This is a genomic window from Pseudomonas sp. 2VD, from assembly GCF_005503585.1.
Taxonomy (GTDB): domain Bacteria; phylum Pseudomonadota; class Gammaproteobacteria; order Pseudomonadales; family Pseudomonadaceae; genus Pseudomonas; species Pseudomonas aeruginosa.
In genome coordinates this window covers 1-14640 of sequence record NZ_SCND01000130.1, presented here as the reverse complement: position 1 = coordinate 14640, position 14640 = coordinate 1, and the positions used below count along the sequence as shown (strand labels likewise).

17 protein-coding genes are annotated in these 14640 nt (G+C 66.3%); 9 read left to right on the top strand and 8 right to left on the bottom strand.

What is annotated here, in order from left to right; all coding sequences use genetic code 11:
• The 3 genes from FFS27_RS15915 to FFS27_RS15905 form a co-directional block, all read right to left on the bottom strand.
• A partial coding sequence (locus FFS27_RS15915; protein ID WP_137952093.1) for a bifunctional transcriptional activator/DNA repair enzyme AdaA occupies positions 1–1018 on the bottom strand: 1018 nt, incomplete at its 3' end.
• Positions 1019–1107: 89 nt separating this feature from the next.
• Entirely contained in the window at positions 1108–2430 is a 1323-nt protein-coding gene (locus FFS27_RS15910) for an APC family permease (protein WP_003138044.1), read from the bottom strand.
• 199 nt (positions 2431–2629) lie between these two features.
• On the bottom strand, positions 2630–3445 hold the full coding sequence (locus FFS27_RS15905) for a carbon-nitrogen hydrolase family protein (protein WP_003092205.1): 816 nt from the start codon (positions 3443–3445) through the stop codon (positions 2630–2632).
• A gap of 127 nt (positions 3446–3572) precedes the next feature.
• Here FFS27_RS15905 and FFS27_RS15900 point away from each other — a divergent pair, with 127 nt between their 5' ends.
• A complete protein-coding gene (locus FFS27_RS15900; RefSeq protein ID WP_003092207.1) occupies positions 3573–4358 on the top strand; it encodes a helix-turn-helix transcriptional regulator in 786 nt (261 codons plus the stop codon).
• A 27-nt stretch (positions 4359–4385) separates the two neighbouring features.
• Here FFS27_RS15900 and ykgO read toward each other — a convergent pair whose 3' ends face one another.
• Together ykgO and FFS27_RS15890 are read right to left on the bottom strand one after the other, a co-directional pair.
• Positions 4386–4538 carry a type B 50S ribosomal protein L36 gene (ykgO, locus tag FFS27_RS15895; RefSeq protein ID WP_003092209.1) on the bottom strand — a complete coding sequence of 51 codons (153 nt, stop codon included), beginning with the start codon at positions 4536–4538 and terminating at the stop codon, positions 4386–4388.
• Positions 4538–4801 (bottom strand): type B 50S ribosomal protein L31, encoded by a 264-nt coding sequence (locus tag FFS27_RS15890; protein WP_003092213.1) that lies wholly within the window; start codon positions 4799–4801, stop codon positions 4538–4540. The genes ykgO and FFS27_RS15890 overlap by 1 nt, the downstream gene beginning before the upstream one ends.
• Before the next feature lie 243 nt (positions 4802–5044).
• On the opposite strand from FFS27_RS15890, the gene FFS27_RS15885 reads away from it, so the two are divergent.
• Complete coding sequence (locus FFS27_RS15885; protein ID WP_137952094.1) at positions 5045–6655, top strand: FMN-binding glutamate synthase family protein; 1611 nt, start codon at positions 5045–5047, stop codon at positions 6653–6655.
• A gap of 69 nt (positions 6656–6724) precedes the next feature.
• Here the strand turns inward: FFS27_RS15885 and FFS27_RS15880 are convergent, their stop codons facing one another.
• The gene (locus FFS27_RS15880) at positions 6725–7096 is read right to left on the bottom strand and encodes a diacylglycerol kinase (protein WP_003092226.1); all 372 of its coding nucleotides are present in this window, start codon (positions 7094–7096) and stop codon (positions 6725–6727) included.
• Positions 7097–7167: 71 nt separating this feature from the next.
• Entirely contained in the window at positions 7168–7821 is a 654-nt protein-coding gene (gene erdR, locus FFS27_RS15875) for a response regulator transcription factor ErdR (RefSeq protein WP_003092229.1), read from the bottom strand.
• 132 nt (positions 7822–7953) lie between these two features.
• Here erdR and FFS27_RS15870 point away from each other — a divergent pair, with 132 nt between their 5' ends.
• Entirely contained in the window at positions 7954–8880 is a 927-nt protein-coding gene (locus tag FFS27_RS15870) for a DMT family transporter (RefSeq protein WP_021265155.1), read from the top strand.
• A gap of 3 nt (positions 8881–8883) precedes the next feature.
• On the opposite strand, the gene FFS27_RS15865 is transcribed toward FFS27_RS15870, so the two are convergent.
• Entirely contained in the window at positions 8884–9600 is a 717-nt protein-coding gene (locus FFS27_RS15865) for a tRNA-uridine aminocarboxypropyltransferase (RefSeq protein WP_021265156.1), read from the bottom strand.
• A gap of 258 nt (positions 9601–9858) precedes the next feature.
• Here FFS27_RS15865 and FFS27_RS15860 point away from each other — a divergent pair, with 258 nt between their 5' ends.
• The 6 genes from FFS27_RS15860 (at position 9859) to FFS27_RS15835 (ending at position 14590) form a co-directional block, all read left to right on the top strand.
• The gene (locus tag FFS27_RS15860; RefSeq protein ID WP_003119359.1) at positions 9859–10950 is read left to right on the top strand and encodes an ABC transporter ATP-binding protein; all 1092 of its coding nucleotides are present in this window, start codon (positions 9859–9861) and stop codon (positions 10948–10950) included.
• Positions 10951–10954: 4 nt separating this feature from the next.
• Entirely contained in the window at positions 10955–11848 is an 894-nt protein-coding gene (locus tag FFS27_RS15855) for an ABC transporter permease (RefSeq protein WP_058133420.1), read from the top strand.
• Positions 11841–12611, top strand: coding sequence for an ABC transporter permease (locus FFS27_RS15850; RefSeq protein ID WP_003092244.1), 771 nt, complete (start codon positions 11841–11843; stop codon positions 12609–12611). Before FFS27_RS15855 ends, FFS27_RS15850 begins: the two co-directional genes overlap by 8 nt.
• Positions 12612–12699: 88 nt before the next feature.
• Positions 12700–13764 carry a polyamine ABC transporter substrate-binding protein gene (locus tag FFS27_RS15845; protein WP_017002184.1) on the top strand — a complete coding sequence of 355 codons (1065 nt, stop codon included), beginning with the start codon at positions 12700–12702 and terminating at the stop codon, positions 13762–13764.
• Positions 13765–13939: 175 nt separating this feature from the next.
• The gene (locus FFS27_RS15840; RefSeq protein WP_003092248.1) at positions 13940–14350 is read left to right on the top strand and encodes a quorum-sensing-regulated virulence factor family protein; all 411 of its coding nucleotides are present in this window, start codon (positions 13940–13942) and stop codon (positions 14348–14350) included.
• A gap of 18 nt (positions 14351–14368) precedes the next feature.
• Positions 14369–14590 (top strand): DUF3820 family protein, encoded by a 222-nt coding sequence (locus FFS27_RS15835; protein ID WP_003092249.1) that lies wholly within the window; start codon positions 14369–14371, stop codon positions 14588–14590.
• Positions 14591–14640 lie beyond the last annotated feature (50 nt).

Sequence of the window (14640 nt, the reverse complement as noted above, 5' to 3'; positions counted from 1 at the left end):
GGCCACCGCCATAGCCGGTCAGGGAACCGTCCGAACCGATGACGCGGTGGCAGGGAATCACGATGGCGATCTGGTTGGCTCCGTTGGCGCGGGCCACGGCGCGCACCGACGACGGCGAGCCGATGGACCTGGCCAGCCCGGCGTAGCTCTGCGTGCTGCCGCACGGTACCTCGCGCAGCGCCTGCCAGACCGTGCGGGTGAAGGCCGAGGCGTTCAGCGCCAACGGGGTCTGGAAGCGCACTGGAGTACCGCCGAAGTAGTCGGCGAGTTCCGCCTCGATCCTGTCGATGGAGGCGAAACGGCCGAAACCGATGCTCGATCCGCTGCTCTTCTGCAGGCGTTTCAGCTCCCCGCTCAACGCCGGGCGGTCGAAGAATTCCAGCAGGTGCAGGGCCTGCGCATCGGCCACCGCGAGCATGGCGCCGAGCGGGGTCTGCAGCCAGTCCGCCTTGAGCAGCTCGCGCCCGCGCAACTGCGACGGCGGCTCGCCCAGCAGGCGCGCGAAGGCGCTACGGAAGCCGCTGTCAGAGTCGAAGCTGGCATCCAGTTGCGCGTCGATCACCCGCGCGCCCGAGGACAGCCGCTCGGCGACCTGGCCAAGACGGCGCAGGCGAGCCATTTCCAGAAAGGTCACGCCGAACTCGCGCTTGAAGGCACGGCGCACGGTGGACGGGTCATAGCCCAGCGCCGCCAGGTCGTCTTCGAACCAGCGCCGCTGCGGTTGCCGACCGAGGCGCTGGAGCAGGTCGCTGACCAGCGGCCCCTGCGTGCCGAGCCGCTCCAGCGGCCGGCAACGCAGGCAGGGTCGGAAGCCGGCCTCGACGCAGCCCTTGATCGAATCGAAGAACAGGGTGTTCTCGCGCTTCGGCTTGCGCGCCGGGCAGGTCAGGCGGCAGAACACCCCGGTGCTCTTCACCCCGACGAAGGCGAAGCCATCGTAGGCGGGGTCGCGCGCCAACAGCGCGGCATACAGGGTGTCGTCATCGGGAAGGGGAAGGAACAACGCTGCGTCGGACATGGCCGGCTCCGGAACCAGGGAGGCGATGGATAGCCACTCTAGGCCAGGAGCCTGCGCCTTGCCGCCGCGAAACGGGCGTCGATTCTTTCTCAGCCCTCCTCGAAACGCATCTCCGGCGGCTGCTCGCGGAAACCGTGGGTGATCGCCGCCAGGTACACCGCGCCCAGCGCCAGCCAGCAGAGGCCGAGGATGATCGCCAGATGGTCGAGGCTGGCCATCAGCCACAGGTCGGCGACCAGGCCGATGCCAGGGAATACCAGGAACAACAGGGTTTCCCGTGGGCCGCGGCGCTCGGCGCCAAGGTAGTAGTGGAAGACCACCGACAGGTTGACCAGGCTGAAGGCGAGGAAGGCGCCGAAGTTGATGAACGAGGTGGAGGTGGTCACGTCCATCTGCAGCGCCAGCAGGGCCACCACGCCGCACAGGACGATGCTGTTCACCGGCGTCTCGAAGCGCTTGCCGAGACGCCCGAAGAACGGCCGCGGAAGGACGCCGTCGCGGCCCATGGCGAAGAGCAGGCGCGAGGCGCTGGCCTGGGCCGAGAGGCCGGAGGTGAACTGGCCGACGATCAGGCCGACCAGGAAGAAGGTCACGAACAGGTCGCCACCGATGTTGCGGGCGATCTCGTAGGCCGCCGAGTCCGCGCTGTCGAAGGCGAACGACGGGTGCGCCAGTTGCACGAAGTACGAGGTGACGATGAAGATCAGCCCGCCCAGCAGGGTGATCAGCAGGATCGCCCGCGGGATGTTGCGCCGCGGGTCGCGGGTTTCCTCGGTCAGGGTACTGACCGCGTCGAAACCGAGGAACGAGTAGCAGGCGATCGCCGCACCGCTCATCACCAGCGGCACCTGCAGGTCGCCACCGAGCAACGGTTGCAGTGACCATAACGGCTTGCCCGGGTCGCCCAGCACGTAGTGCACGCAGAGTGCGACGAAGGCGCCGAGGACCAGGAACTGCACCAGCATCAGCAGGCCATTGACGTTCTTCGCCAGGCGCAGGCCGACGATGTTGATCGTCGTGGTCACGCCGATGAACGCCAGCACCCAGACCGCGTTGGGTACCGCGGGAAAGGCCGAGTGCAGGTAGGCGGCGCCGATCAGCCAGATCGCCATCGGCAGGAACAGGTAGTCGAGCAGCACCGCCCAGCCGGCGATGAAGCCGAGCCGGGAATCGATGGCCTTGCGCACGTAGGTATAGGCCGAGCCGGCCACGGGGAAGGCCGCGGCCATGCGCCCGTAGCTGAGGGCGGTGAAGAGCATCGCCAGGGAAGCGGCGATGTAGGCGGCGGGGACGTGTCCCTGGGTGGTCTCGGCGAGGATGCCGAAAGTCCCGAGGACGATGATGGGGGTCATGTAGGCGATGCCGAACAGCACCACGGAACCCAGCGACAGGGTGCGCTTGAGTCTGGCCATTACTGCTTACTCCGGAATTATCGTTTGTTATGGCAGTGGCCCGCAGCCGGCCAGGCCGCGGGACGCAGGGGCCTCCCCTCACCCGGGAGACCGGCGGACGCTCGGGCGCCCATCGTTGTGCTACGGCTTTCCGGGCCGGTCCTCGCCCGCTCGCTGGCGGACGGAGGACGACGCGACGCTCCTGTCGCGCCGCGGTGAATCAGGGAATCAGCAGCTCGCGCAGGCCGTCCGGGTGCTCGCGGCGCTCGCCGGGCAGGACCAGGCGACGCTCTTCGAGGTAACGGTAGTCCCGACGCGCATCCTGCAACCGGCCGAGGTCCAGTTCGACGATCTGCCGGCATTCTTCGCGCCCGGCCTCGCAGAGCAACTGGCCGTAGGGATCGACCACCGCGCTGCCGCCGGCGAAGACCAGCCCGCCGTCGCCATGCCCGACGCGGTTGACCATCACCGCGTAGGCCTGGTTTTCCATGGCGCGGGCCATGATCGCGGTGCGATGGGTGGGGCCATAGGGGTCCATGTTGCCATTGGTCACGATGATCAGTTCCGCACCCAGTTGGCCGAGGGCCCGCGCGCTTTCCGGGAACTCGATGTCGAAGCACACCAGCAGGCCGACCCGGATGCCGTTCCACAGGGCGGTGGCGTAGCGGTCGCCAGGCGTGAAGATGCCGCGGTCGGAGGCCCACAGGTGGGTCTTGCGGTATTTCAGGGCGATGCCGTCGGGAGCGATCAGCAGGGTGGTGTTGTAATAGCGGCCGGCGTCCGCCTCGGCGATGCCGATCGCCACAGAAACGTTACGTTCACGGGCGACGCGCTGCACCGCGCTGACCGTCGGGCCGTCGAGCGGCTCGGCGAGGGCGGCGATGTTGTCTTCGCTGGGGAAGCCGGTCAGGTGGGTTTCCGGGAACACCACCAGTTCGGTGTCCGCCGCACAGTCGGCGATGGCCGCCAGGGCGCGTTCCAGGTTGTGCGCGGTGTCGCCATCGCGACCGGCGATCTGGACGAGTTCGACTTTCATCGGAATTCCTTGTTGTTCTCGGCGCTGTTCGGCACGCGCGCTGTTCGTATGCAGGGGTCGGCACAGTATGCTTGGCGTTCCCCGCGCCGATAATTACGTCCGAGGGTTAACCCAACAGGGGTAGAAGATGAGTTTCACCTTGCAGGACATCGCCTGGCACCGCTCCGTCGGGCAACTGGTCGAGGCGCTGGATGCGCCGGACTTCTGGATTCGCCTGGTACGCCTGCTCGAACAGTACGTTCCGTTCGACAGCTGGGTGGCCCTGCTGTTCAGCCAGGGCCGGCCACAGGTGTTCGCCGAATGCCCGGGCGCCGACGGCGGGCCGGACCCGCTGTTCCAGGACTACCTGCGAGGCCTCTACCTGCTCGACCCGTTCTACATCGCCAGCCGCGAGAACCCGTGCAGCGGCCTGTTCCGTCTGGCCGACGTGGCACCGGAATGCTTCGAGCAGACCGATTACTACCAGCGTTACTTCCGCCTCAACGTGGTGGCCGATGAAATCCAGATCAACGTCCAGCTCTCCGGCGAACGCACCCTCTGCCTGTCGCTCGGCTCGCGGCGCCGCTTCACCCCCGAGCAACTCGCCGTGCTCGGTCTGGTGCGGCCCTGGGTGGCCGGGCTGATGCGCCAGCGCCTGGCCTTCGAGGACGAAGTGTTGAACAGCCCTGCGGCGCCGGAGCCGGGCTGGCAGGGTTCGCTGGAGAAGGTCGCGGAGCAGATGGGCACGCCGCTGACGGCGCGCGAACTGGAGGTCGGCAGGCTGATGCTCAGCGGCTGCTCGAGCAAGGAGATCGCCCGCAAGCTGGCGATCTCGGCGGAAACCGTGAAGGTCCACCGCAAGCACATGTACGGCAAGCTCGGCATCAAGTCGCAGTCCGAGCTGTTCGGCCTGTTCCTCCAGGCCCAGGGCTGACGGGACGGGCGACCGTCCCGTCGCCGCTCAGCGGCGCTTGATCTTCGGCTTCGGCCGGCCCTGCACGCACTTGAAGCGCGGATTCGACTTGCAGATCACGTAGAGCCGGCCACGGCGCTTCACCACCTGGCAATCGCGATGGCGCAGCTTGGCCTGTTTCAGCGAGGCGAGGACTTTCATCAGGCCCCCTTGCCGCCGACGAAGCCGGCGAAACGCTTGTTGAACCCGGCCACGCGGCCTTCGCTCTTGGTCTTGCGCTGTTCGCCGGTGTAGACCGGGTGCGAGGCGCTGGAAACGTCCAGCGTCACGTAGGGATAGGTCTTGCCGTCGGTATGGGTATGGGTCTTGTCGGTCTCCGCGGTGGAGCCGATCAGGAAGTACACGTCGGCCGAGGTGTCATGGAACAGGACGGGACGGTATTCGGGATGGATGCCGGGTTTCATGGGGATGCCTCCTACATAATGTTATATAGTTACATATTACTCCGATAAGAATAATTCGCAACTCCGGAAAGAGTTCCCGGCGACCATTCGGCCGCTCGACCATCCAGACACAATTATTAGCTTGCTTTCTATCCCCGTTTGTTTCCCATAATCAGCGCTTGGTTAGCGCGGGGGGAACCCGTCGTAGACGCCTCGAAGAAGGTGACTACCATTTTGAACCGAAGCCTGAAGATTGGAGACATGATGAATCTGTCGCTACTCAGTCGCTATGCGTTTTTCGCCTGTATCGCCCTGTTCACCTTGCTCAGCCTGCCGTTCCTCGGCAGCACCGAATGGCTCTGGCCGTTCACCCTCCTGGGCGTGGCCCTGAGCCTGCTCGGCCTGTTCGACCTGATCCAGACGCCCCACGCGGTGCGCCGCAACTATCCGATCCTGGGCAACATCCGCTATCTGGTGGAAGGCATCCGCCCGGAGATCCGCCAGTACCTGCTGGAAGCCGACGGCGACGCCCTGCCCTTCTCCCGCGCCCAGCGCTCGCTGGTCTACTCGCGGGCGAAGAACGAAAGCTCGGAGAAGCCCTTCGGCACCCTGATCGACGTGTACACCGCAGGCTACGAATTCATCAGCCACTCGATGCGTCCGGCGCCGCTCAGCGATCCCTGCGAGTTCCGCGTCGACATCGGCGGGCCACAATGCAGCAAGCCGTACTCCGCTTCGCTGTTCAACGTCTCGGCGATGAGTTTCGGCGCCCTCAGCGCCAACGCCATTCGCTCGCTGAACCGTGGCGCGCAGATGGGCAACTTCTACCACGACACCGGCGAGGGCAGCATCAGCCCCTATCACCGCGAGAACGGCGGCGACCTGGTCTGGGAACTGGGCAGCGGCTACTTCGGGTGCCGCACCCGCGATGGCAAGTTCGACCCTGAGCGCTTCGCCGCCCAGGCCCTCGACCCGCAGGTGAAGATGATCGAGATCAAGCTCAGCCAGGGCGCCAAGCCGGGACACGGCGGTATCCTGCCCAAGCACAAGGTCACCCCCGAGATCGCCGCCACCCGTGGCGTGCCGATGGGTGAGGATTGCGTTTCGCCGTCGCGCCACAGCGCCTTCTCCACGCCGATCGAGCTGATGCAGTTCATCGCCCAGCTGCGCGAACTGTCCGGCGGCAAGCCGGTCGGCTTCAAGTTCTGCCTGGGCCATCCATGGGAGTTCATGGGCATCGCCAAGGCCATGCTGGAGACCGGCATCCTCCCCGACTTCATCGTCGTCGACGGTAAGGAAGGCGGCACCGGCGCGGCGCCGCTGGAGTTCACCGACCATATCGGCGTGCCGCTGCGCGAAGGCCTGCTGTTCGTCCACAACACCCTGGTCGGCCTCAACCTGCGCGACAAGATCAAGGTCGGCGCCAGCGGCAAGATCGTCAGCGCCTTCGATATCGCCAGCGTCCTGGCCACCGGCGCGGATTGGGCCAACTCGGCGCGCGGCTTCATGTTCGCCATCGGCTGCATCCAGTCGCAGAGCTGCCATACCAACAAGTGCCCGACCGGCGTCGCCACCCAGGACCCGCTGCGCCAGCGCGCGCTGGTGGTGCCGGACAAGGCCGAGCGGGTGCGCAACTTCCATCGCAACACCCTCAAGGGCCTGGCCGAGATGCTCGCCGCGGCGGGCCTGGAACATCCCTCGCAGATCGAAGCCAAGCACCTGGTGCGACGCATCACCGACACCGAGATCCGCCTGTTCTCGCAGCTGCACTACTTCCTCAAGCCGGGCGAACTGCTTTCCGGCAAGATCGAGGGCGAGTTCTACGAGCGCATGTGGAACATGGCGCGGGCCGACAGCTTCGACGCGGCGGCCTGAGCCGCCGCCCTCGCACGCAAGAAAAAGCCGGAGGCATCGCTGCCTCCGGCTTTTTCATGTCCGCGTAGATCAGCCCAGCAGGATGGTCGCCCAGGTCACGGTGATCACGGTGAGGGCCACGAACTGCGCGGCGCTGCCCATGTCCTTGGCATTCTTCGACAGAGGGTGGCGTTCCAGCGAGACGCGGTCGACGGTGGCCTCGATCGCCGAGTTGAGCAGCTCGACGATCAGCGCCAGCAGGCACACCGCGATCATCAGCGCGCGTTCGCCGCGGCTGACGTCGAGGAGGAAGGCCACCGGGATCAGCACCACGTTGAGCAGCACCAGTTGGCGGAAGGCGGCTTCACCGCGGAAGGCGGCGAGGAAACCTGCGAGGGAATAGCCGGTGGCGTTGAGGATACGCTTGAGGCCGGTCTGGCCTTTGAAGGGGGAAGGCGACACGTCGGGTTCTCATCGATTCGGAAGGCCGGCAGTCTAGCCGCCGGCTGGTCAAAAAAGCGTTAAGCCGTCTCTCAATGAGAAGCGGGAACCGTCTCCATTTGTTGCAGCAGCAGCGCGGCCTGGGTCCGGGTGCGCACGTTGAGCTTGCGGAAGATCGCCGTGACGTGGGCCTTCACCGTCGCCTCGGAAACGTTCAGGTCGTAGGCGATCTGCTTGTTCAGCAACCCTTCGCAGACCATGGTGAGTACCCTGAACTGTTGCGGGGTGAGGCTGGCGAGCCCGGCGCTGGCGGCCTTGGCCTCCTCGCTGAGGGCTTCGGCGGCGGCATCCTGCGGCGGCCACCAGGTGTCCCCGTCGAGCACCGCGCGCACCGCCTGCTGCAGGGTTTCCAGCGGACTGGACTTGGGAATGAAGCCGCTGGCGCCGAACTCGCGGGAGCGCTGCACCACCGCGGCCTCCTCCTGTGCCGAGATCATCACCACCGGCACCTGCGGGTATTGCCCGCGCAACAGCACCAGGCCGGAGAAGCCATAGGCCCCCGGCATGTTGAGGTCCAGCAGGACCAGATCCCAATCGGCCTTCTCGTTCAGCCGCGCTTCCAGTTCGGCGATGCTGGCGGCTTCCACCAGGCGCACGTCGGGGCCCAGCCCGAGGGTGAGGGCCTGGTGCAAAGCGCTGCGAAACAGGGGGTGATCGTCGGCGATCAGGATCTCGTAAGAAGCCATGACATGTCCTAGTTTGTTCGGCCCAGCCGAGGCGGCGCTCAGGATGCCGACCGAGGGCGGGCCGGTCAAGCCGAATGAGGGATACCTCGTACACCGCGTTCGTCTTTTCAAACACCCCGGCTTGCTGGCAGAGTGGCGGACCCTCCCCGCCCCGTCGAGCGAGCCATGCGAAGCCAAGCCCTGCGTGCCGATGTCCTGATGCTGATCACCGCCATGATCTGGGGGGTGTCGTTCGTCGCCCAGCGCCTGGGGATGGACGCCATCGGGCCGTTCCTCTATACCGGCCTGCGCTTCGTCCTCGGTGCCCTGGTGCTGGTGCCACTGCTGATGCTGCGCTCGCGACGCGACGGCGCGCAACCCTTCAATCGCGGACAGTTGCTCGCCGGTGTGATCCTCGGCGTCGCCCTGACCACCGGGATCAACCTGCAGCAGGTCGGCCTGCTGTTCACCAGCGTGACCAACTCCGGCTTCATCACCGGGCTCTACGTGATCGTCGTGCCGTTGCTCGGCCTGCTGTTCGGCCAGCGCACCGGCGCGGGCACCTGGCTGGGGGCGTCGCTGGCGGTGCTCGGCATGGCCCTGCTGAGCATCGGCCCGGGCTTCCAGGTCGCCTCCGGCGACTGGCTGCAACTGGCCGGCGCGGTGGTCTGGGGCGCGCACGTCCTGCTGGTAGGCCTGTTCGCCAGCCGCTACGACCCGATCCGCCTGGCCTTCCTGCAGTTCGCCACCTGCGCGGCGGTCAGCCTGCTGCTGGCACTGGTCTTCGAGGAAATCCACTGGGACGCCATCGTCCAGGCCGGTCCCGCCCTGCTATACGGCGGCCTGCTCGGCGTCGGCACCGGCTTCACCCTGCAGGTGGTGGCGCAGAAGCACGCCATCGCTTCCCATGCGGCGATCATCCTGTCCCTGGAAGCGGTGTTCGCCGCCATCGCCGGCGCCCTGTTCCTCGCCGAGACCCTGCACCTGCGCGGCTATTTCGGTTGCGCGCTGATGCTGGCGGGCATGCTGGTGGCGCAGTTGTGGCCGCGCAAGCTCGCCGCCGAAGTGCGCCCGGCCTGACACTCAGCCACGGAACGGCGCCAGGGCACGGTGCGCCGGGCTGGCCTCGTCCAGCGGAATGTGCCGCTTGGCGCCCAGATAACGCTCGCTGAACACCTCCAGGTAGGCGCCGAGCGCCTCGCCCGCGGCCTCGTCGCCAGCCAGCTCCAGGCACAGCGCCGCCACTTCGGCGGTGCACAGGTGCTCGCCACGGGTCGAGCGACGCAGGCGATAGCGCGAGAGCTGCTCGGGCAGCAGGCTGAGCACCGGGAACGGCTCCAGGTAGGGACTCTTGCGGAACATCTTGCGCGCCTCGGTCCAGGTCGCGTCGAGCAGGATGAACAGCGGTCGCTTGCCTTCCACCAGCGGGGCGACCTCGTTCACCACCCGCTCCGCCGCCACGTATTCGCCGGGGAACACCAGGTATGGCTGCCACTGCGGGTCGGCCAGCAACTCCAGCAAGCGCGGGTCGACCTCGGTGCGCGACCAGCCGAAGGCGAAGGTGTCGGCCACGGTATCGGCGATCAGCCAGCCGGTGTTGGTCGGTTTCAGCGCCTCGATGTCGTGCATGACCAGGCACATGCCTGCGCGCGCCTCGACCCGCGGCCGCCAGGCGCACATGCAATAGCTCGGCAGCAGCCGACAGCCTTCGCAGCGCGGCATGCGCGAACCGCGCGCGACGAAGGGTTTCAGGCTGCGCGCCAGGCGCTCCTGGCGCAAGCGGAAAACGGCATGGCTCATCGGGCAGGCTCCCGATACGGAAAGGACGGGCGAAGGAACATCGAAGACTCGAGGAAACGGGCTGGAAAGCGACCGCGAAATTCTATCAGAGCCCGCGTGGCTCCTGCTTTGTCGGACAACTTCCGAGGCCGCGAAAAAAAATTCTTCACAGGGGCCTCAGACGTCTAGTTAGAGCGGGATGCGATCCCTATAATCCGCCCCCTTTTTCGACACCGGGCAGCCGGCTCCGCCCGCTGACCTTACTGCCTCTCCAGACGAGTGACGCCCCCCTTGCTCGAGATCCGCAACGTGACCCGCCGCTTCGGCGACTTCACCGCCGTCGACAATGTCAGCCTGACGATCAACACCGGCGAATTCTTCACCCTCCTCGGCCCTTCCGGGTGCGGCAAGACCACCCTCCTGCGCATGCTCGCCGGCTTCGACCAGCCGGACAGCGGCGAGATCCGCCTCAACGGCCAGGACCTCGCCGGCGTCGAGCCGGAGAAGCGCCCGGTGCATACGGTGTTCCAGAGCTACGCGCTGTTCCCGCACATGAGCGTGGCGCAGAACATCGCCTTCCCGCTGAAGATGGCCGGAGTGGCGAAGAGCGAGATCGACGCCCGCGTCGAACAAGCCCTGAAGGACGTGCGCCTGGCGGACAAGGGCGGGCGTATGCCGACACAGCTTTCCGGCGGCCAGCGCCAGCGCGTGGCGATCGCCCGCGCGCTGGTCAACCGGCCGCGCCTGCTGCTGCTCGACGAACCGCTGTCGGCGCTGGACGCCAAGCTGCGCGAAGAAATGCAGATCGAACTGATCAACCTGCAGAAGGACGTCGGCATCACCTTCGTCTATGTCACCCACGATCAGGGCGAAGCCCTGGCGCTGTCGCACCGCATCGCGGTGATGAACCAGGGCCGGGTGGAGCAGCTGGACGCCCCGGAAACCATCTACAGCTTCCCGCGCAGTCGTTTCGTCGCCGACTTCATCGGCCAGTGCAACTTGCTCGACGCCACAGTCGAGGCGGTCGACGGCGAACGCGTGCGCATCGATCTCCGGGGCCTGGGCGAGGTCCAGGCGCTGAAATCCTTCGACGCCCAGCCCGGCGAGGCCTGCGTGCTGACCCTGCGGCCGGAGAAGATCCGCCTGGCGCAGAGCGTCACCGCCGACAGCGACGAGGTGCACTTCCGCGGCCGCGTCGCCGAACTGCTCTACCTGGGCGACGTGACCCTGTACATCGTCGAGCTGGAGAACGGCGAGCGCCTGGAAACCCTGCTGCCCAACGCCACGCCCGGCCGGGCCAAGTTCTTCGAGGTGGGCGACGCGGTGGAAGCCGCCTGGCGCTTCGATGCCGGCCACCTGGTCAGGGCCTGAGACGATGAGAAAGAACCTCGGCAAGTGGCTGCTGGTCTGGCCGCCGCAAGCGTATCTGCTGTTCTTCTTCCTGGTTCCGGCGCTGATCATGCTGTTCGCCTCGTTCCGCTTTCCCGGCGACTACGGCGGCCTGGCGCCCTGGATGTACAGCGAGGACGGGCAGACCGTCTACGACCTCAGCGTGGAGAACTACACCCGGCTCACCGAGAGCTGGGTGTACCTGCAACTGTTCGTCAAATCCTTCGGCTACGCCCTGGTCACCACCCTGGCCTGCCTGCTGCTCGCCTACCCGGTGGCGACCACCCTCGCCCGGGCCCCGGCGAAGTGGCGCAACCTGCTGATCCTGCTGGTGATCCTGCCGTTCTGGAGCAACCTGCTGGTACGCGTCTACGCCTGGATGATCATCCTCTCGCCGTCCGGTGCCCTGACCCGCGGGATCAACGCCGCGCAGGACCTGTTCGGCGCGCAGCCGATCAGCCTGATGTTCACCCCGTTCGCGGTGATCCTGTGCATGGTCTACGTGCACCTGCCGTTCATGATCCTGCCGCTCTACGCCAACCTGGAGAAACACGACCCGGCCCTGCTGGACGCCGCCCAGGACCTCGGCGCCGGTCGTTGGCAACGCTTCTGGCGGGTGACCTTCCCGCTCTCGCTGCCGGGCGTGGCCGCCGGCGCGGCACTGGTATTCATCCCGGTGCTGGGAATGTTCGCCATCCCCGACCTGGTCGGCGGTACCGACGGCATCATGATCGGCAACCTGATCAAGAGCCAGTTCCTCGACTCCCGCGACTGGCCGTTCGGCAGCGCGCTGTCGATCGCCCTGACCGGCTGCATCCTGCTGCTGGTCGCCCTCGGCATGGGCGCCGCGCGCGCCCGCAAGGGAGGCGCCCATGCGTAGGCCCTACCTGCTCTGGAGCGCCACCGCGCTGGTGTACCTGTTCCTCTACGTACCGCTGGTGATCGTGGTGCTGTACTCCTTCAACGACTCGCGACTGAACGCCGAGTGGGTCGGCTTCACCCTGGACTGGTACCGCAAGCTGTTCGGCAATCGCGACATGCTCCAGGCCGCCGCCAACTCGCTGGTCATCGCGCTGGTTTCGGCCAGCGTGGCGACCCTGCTCGGCACCCTCGCCGGGGTCGCCCTGCATCGCTTCAAGCTGCGCGTGCTGCCCCTGCTGGTGCTGACCCCGATCGCCATTCCGGAACTCCTGATGGGAGTCTCGCTGGTGATCTTCTTCATCGGCCTGAACATGAGCCTGGGCATGCTCTCGGTGACCCTCGCGCACATCACCTTCTCGGTCGGCTTCGTCGCCCTGGTGGTGCAGGCGCGCATGTCGGGCATGGACGAAAGCCTCACCGAGGCGGCCCGCGACCTCGGTGCCACGCCCTGGCAGAGCTTCCGCCTGGTGACCCTGCCGCTGATCATGCCGGGCATCGTCGCCGGCGCGCTGATGGCCTTCACCCTGTCCATCGACGACTTCGTGATCACCTTCTTCACCGCCGGCGGCGGCTTCGCCACCCTGCCGACGCAGATCTACACCATGATCAAGATCGCCGTGACGCCCGAAGTGAACGCCGTCTCCACCCTGCTGATGCTGCTCACCCTGGTGCTGATCGTGATCGCCTCGAAACTCTCCCCCAGCGCCATCAAGGGCCATTGATCCGCCGAAACCCGCGGGCCTCCCGGAGAGGCCCGCGGCCTTGCCCTGCTCCGGTTTCCGGAGCCCTGCCACCCCGTAACAAGGAACCATGATGAAAAAGCTGTTGCTCGTCGCAACCCTCATGGCAGGAGCCGCCCAGGCCACCGCCGCCGAGAAGCTGTATCTGTTCAACTGGAATGACTACATCGCCGAGGACACAGTGAAACGCTTCGAACAGCAATGTGGCTGCGAGCTGGTGCAGGAGTTCTATTCCGGCACCGAGGAAATGATGGCCAAGCTGGCCGCCGGGGCCAGCGGCTACGACGTGATCATCCCGACCCAGAACGCGGTCGAGGCGCTGATCCGCAAGGGCGACCTGCTGGAGCTGGACAAGAGTCGCCTGGCGAACCTGAGCAACGAGGCCGCGGGCTACCTCGACAAGGATTTCGACAAGGGCAACCGCTATTCCCTGCCCTACGCCTTCACCACCACCCTGGTCGGCTACAACAAGACCGAGCTGGACAAACTGGGCATCGACCCCGCCGACTGGTCGGTGATCTTCGACCCGGCGGTCCTGGAGAAGATCAAGGGCAGGGTCACGGTGATGGACGACCCGCAGGAACTGTTCGGCGCCGCCCTGAAGTACCTCGGTCACTCCGCCAACGACACCGACCCGCAGCACTGGAAGGAAGCCCAGGCGCTGATCCTCGCGGCCAAGCCGTACTGGGCCGCGTTCAACTCGTCGAGCTATATCAAGGAGCTGACCCTGGGCAACATCTGGGTCGCCCATGGCTACTCCAGCGACATGTACCAGGCCAGGGCCGACGCGGAGGCTGCCGGCCGCGCCTTCAAGGTCGACTTCGCCCTGCCCCGCCAAGGTGCGGTGCTGGCCATCGACAACATGGTGATCCACAAGGGCTCGAAGAACCCTGACCTGGCCTACCGCTTCATCGACTTCATGCTCGACGGTCGGAACGCTTCCGAGCTGACCAACCAGATCGGTACTGGCACGCCCAACGCCGCCGCCCTGCCCTTCATCAAGCCGGAAATCAAGACGCTCGCCGCCCTGTTCCCGGACGCCACCACCCAGGCCAGGCTGGAGCCGCTGAAGGACCTGAACTCGCGCCAGCGACGCGCCCTGAACAAGCTCTGGACAGAGATCAAGCTGCGCTGATCCGCACCGCTATCGACGAAAGGGCGACCCTCGGTCGCCCTTTTGCGTTTCCGTGCCCCGCCCCGAACGCGGTAACATGGCGCCCATTCGCCACCGTCCGTCCCGGGAATGGGCCGACGGAAACAATTCGCCCCCTCCATCGGTCGAATCAGCTTATTGCCCCAGGAGATCTTCGATGTCGCGCTTCATGGCCCTTGCCCTTTGTTTCGTCCTGCCCACCGCCGCCCATGCCGCCTCGCTCAAGGATTTCGAACTGAGCAAGATGCTGGAGAAAGTGGCCAAGGAAAGCAGCGTAGGCACTCCCCGCGCCATCAACGAAGACATCCTCGACCAGGGCTACACCGTCGAAGGCAACCAGTTGATCAATCACCTCAGCGTACGCGCCAGCCACGCCGAGCGCATGCGCTCCAACCCGGACAGCGTGCGCAGCCAGCTCGGCGATAGCGTGTGCAGCAACACCGGCTATCGCCAGTTGCTCGCCCGCGGCGCGATCCTCACCTACAGCTTCACCGAGTACAAGACCAACCAGCCGGTCGCCACCGAACGCTTCGATGCCGGCAGCTGCCGCATCCAGGGCAAGAAGTAAGCGCGCCGCGCGGTCGCCATGCTGGACAAGCAGCATCTGCTGAAGATCGCCAGGACGCCGATGCCGTTCGGCAAGTACCAGGGACGGATGCTGGTCGACCTGCCGGAGGAGTACCTGCTGTGGTTCTACAAGAAAGGCTTCCCGCCCGGTGAACTCGGGCGGCTGATGCAGTTGACCCTGGAGCTGAAGATCGACGGGCTGGACGGGCTGCTCAAGCCGCTTCGTCCCCCCGCTCCGTAGGCGAATGACGTCGCCGACGCTATCCGCCGATACCCCGCCCACACCCTGCC

Excerpts from the sequence above, each read along its gene's own strand:
- FFS27_RS15910 (WP_003138044.1), bottom strand. The coding sequence starts at position 2,430 with ATGGCCAGACTCAAGCGCACCCTGTCGCTGGGTTCCGTGGTGCTGTTC.
- FFS27_RS15905 (WP_003092205.1), bottom strand. The coding sequence starts at position 3,445 with ATGAAAGTCGAACTCGTCCAGATCGCCGGTCGCGATGGCGACACCGCG.
- FFS27_RS15900 (WP_003092207.1), top strand. The coding sequence starts at position 3,573 with ATGAGTTTCACCTTGCAGGACATCGCCTGGCACCGCTCCGTCGGGCAA.
- ykgO (WP_003092209.1), bottom strand. The coding sequence starts at position 4,538 with ATGAAAGTCCTCGCCTCGCTGAAACAGGCCAAGCTGCGCCATCGCGAT.
- FFS27_RS15890 (WP_003092213.1), bottom strand. The coding sequence starts at position 4,801 with ATGAAACCCGGCATCCATCCCGAATACCGTCCCGTCCTGTTCCATGAC.
- FFS27_RS15885 (WP_137952094.1), top strand. The coding sequence starts at position 5,045 with ATGAATCTGTCGCTACTCAGTCGCTATGCGTTTTTCGCCTGTATCGCC.
- erdR (WP_003092229.1), bottom strand. The coding sequence starts at position 7,821 with ATGGCTTCTTACGAGATCCTGATCGCCGACGATCACCCCCTGTTTCGC.
- FFS27_RS15865 (WP_021265156.1), bottom strand. The coding sequence starts at position 9,600 with ATGAGCCATGCCGTTTTCCGCTTGCGCCAGGAGCGCCTGGCGCGCAGC.
- FFS27_RS15855 (WP_058133420.1), top strand. The coding sequence starts at position 10,955 with ATGAGAAAGAACCTCGGCAAGTGGCTGCTGGTCTGGCCGCCGCAAGCG.
- FFS27_RS15850 (WP_003092244.1), top strand. The coding sequence starts at position 11,841 with ATGCGTAGGCCCTACCTGCTCTGGAGCGCCACCGCGCTGGTGTACCTG.
- FFS27_RS15845 (WP_017002184.1), top strand. The coding sequence starts at position 12,700 with ATGATGAAAAAGCTGTTGCTCGTCGCAACCCTCATGGCAGGAGCCGCC.
- FFS27_RS15840 (WP_003092248.1), top strand. The coding sequence starts at position 13,940 with ATGTCGCGCTTCATGGCCCTTGCCCTTTGTTTCGTCCTGCCCACCGCC.
- FFS27_RS15835 (WP_003092249.1), top strand. The coding sequence starts at position 14,369 with ATGCTGGACAAGCAGCATCTGCTGAAGATCGCCAGGACGCCGATGCCG.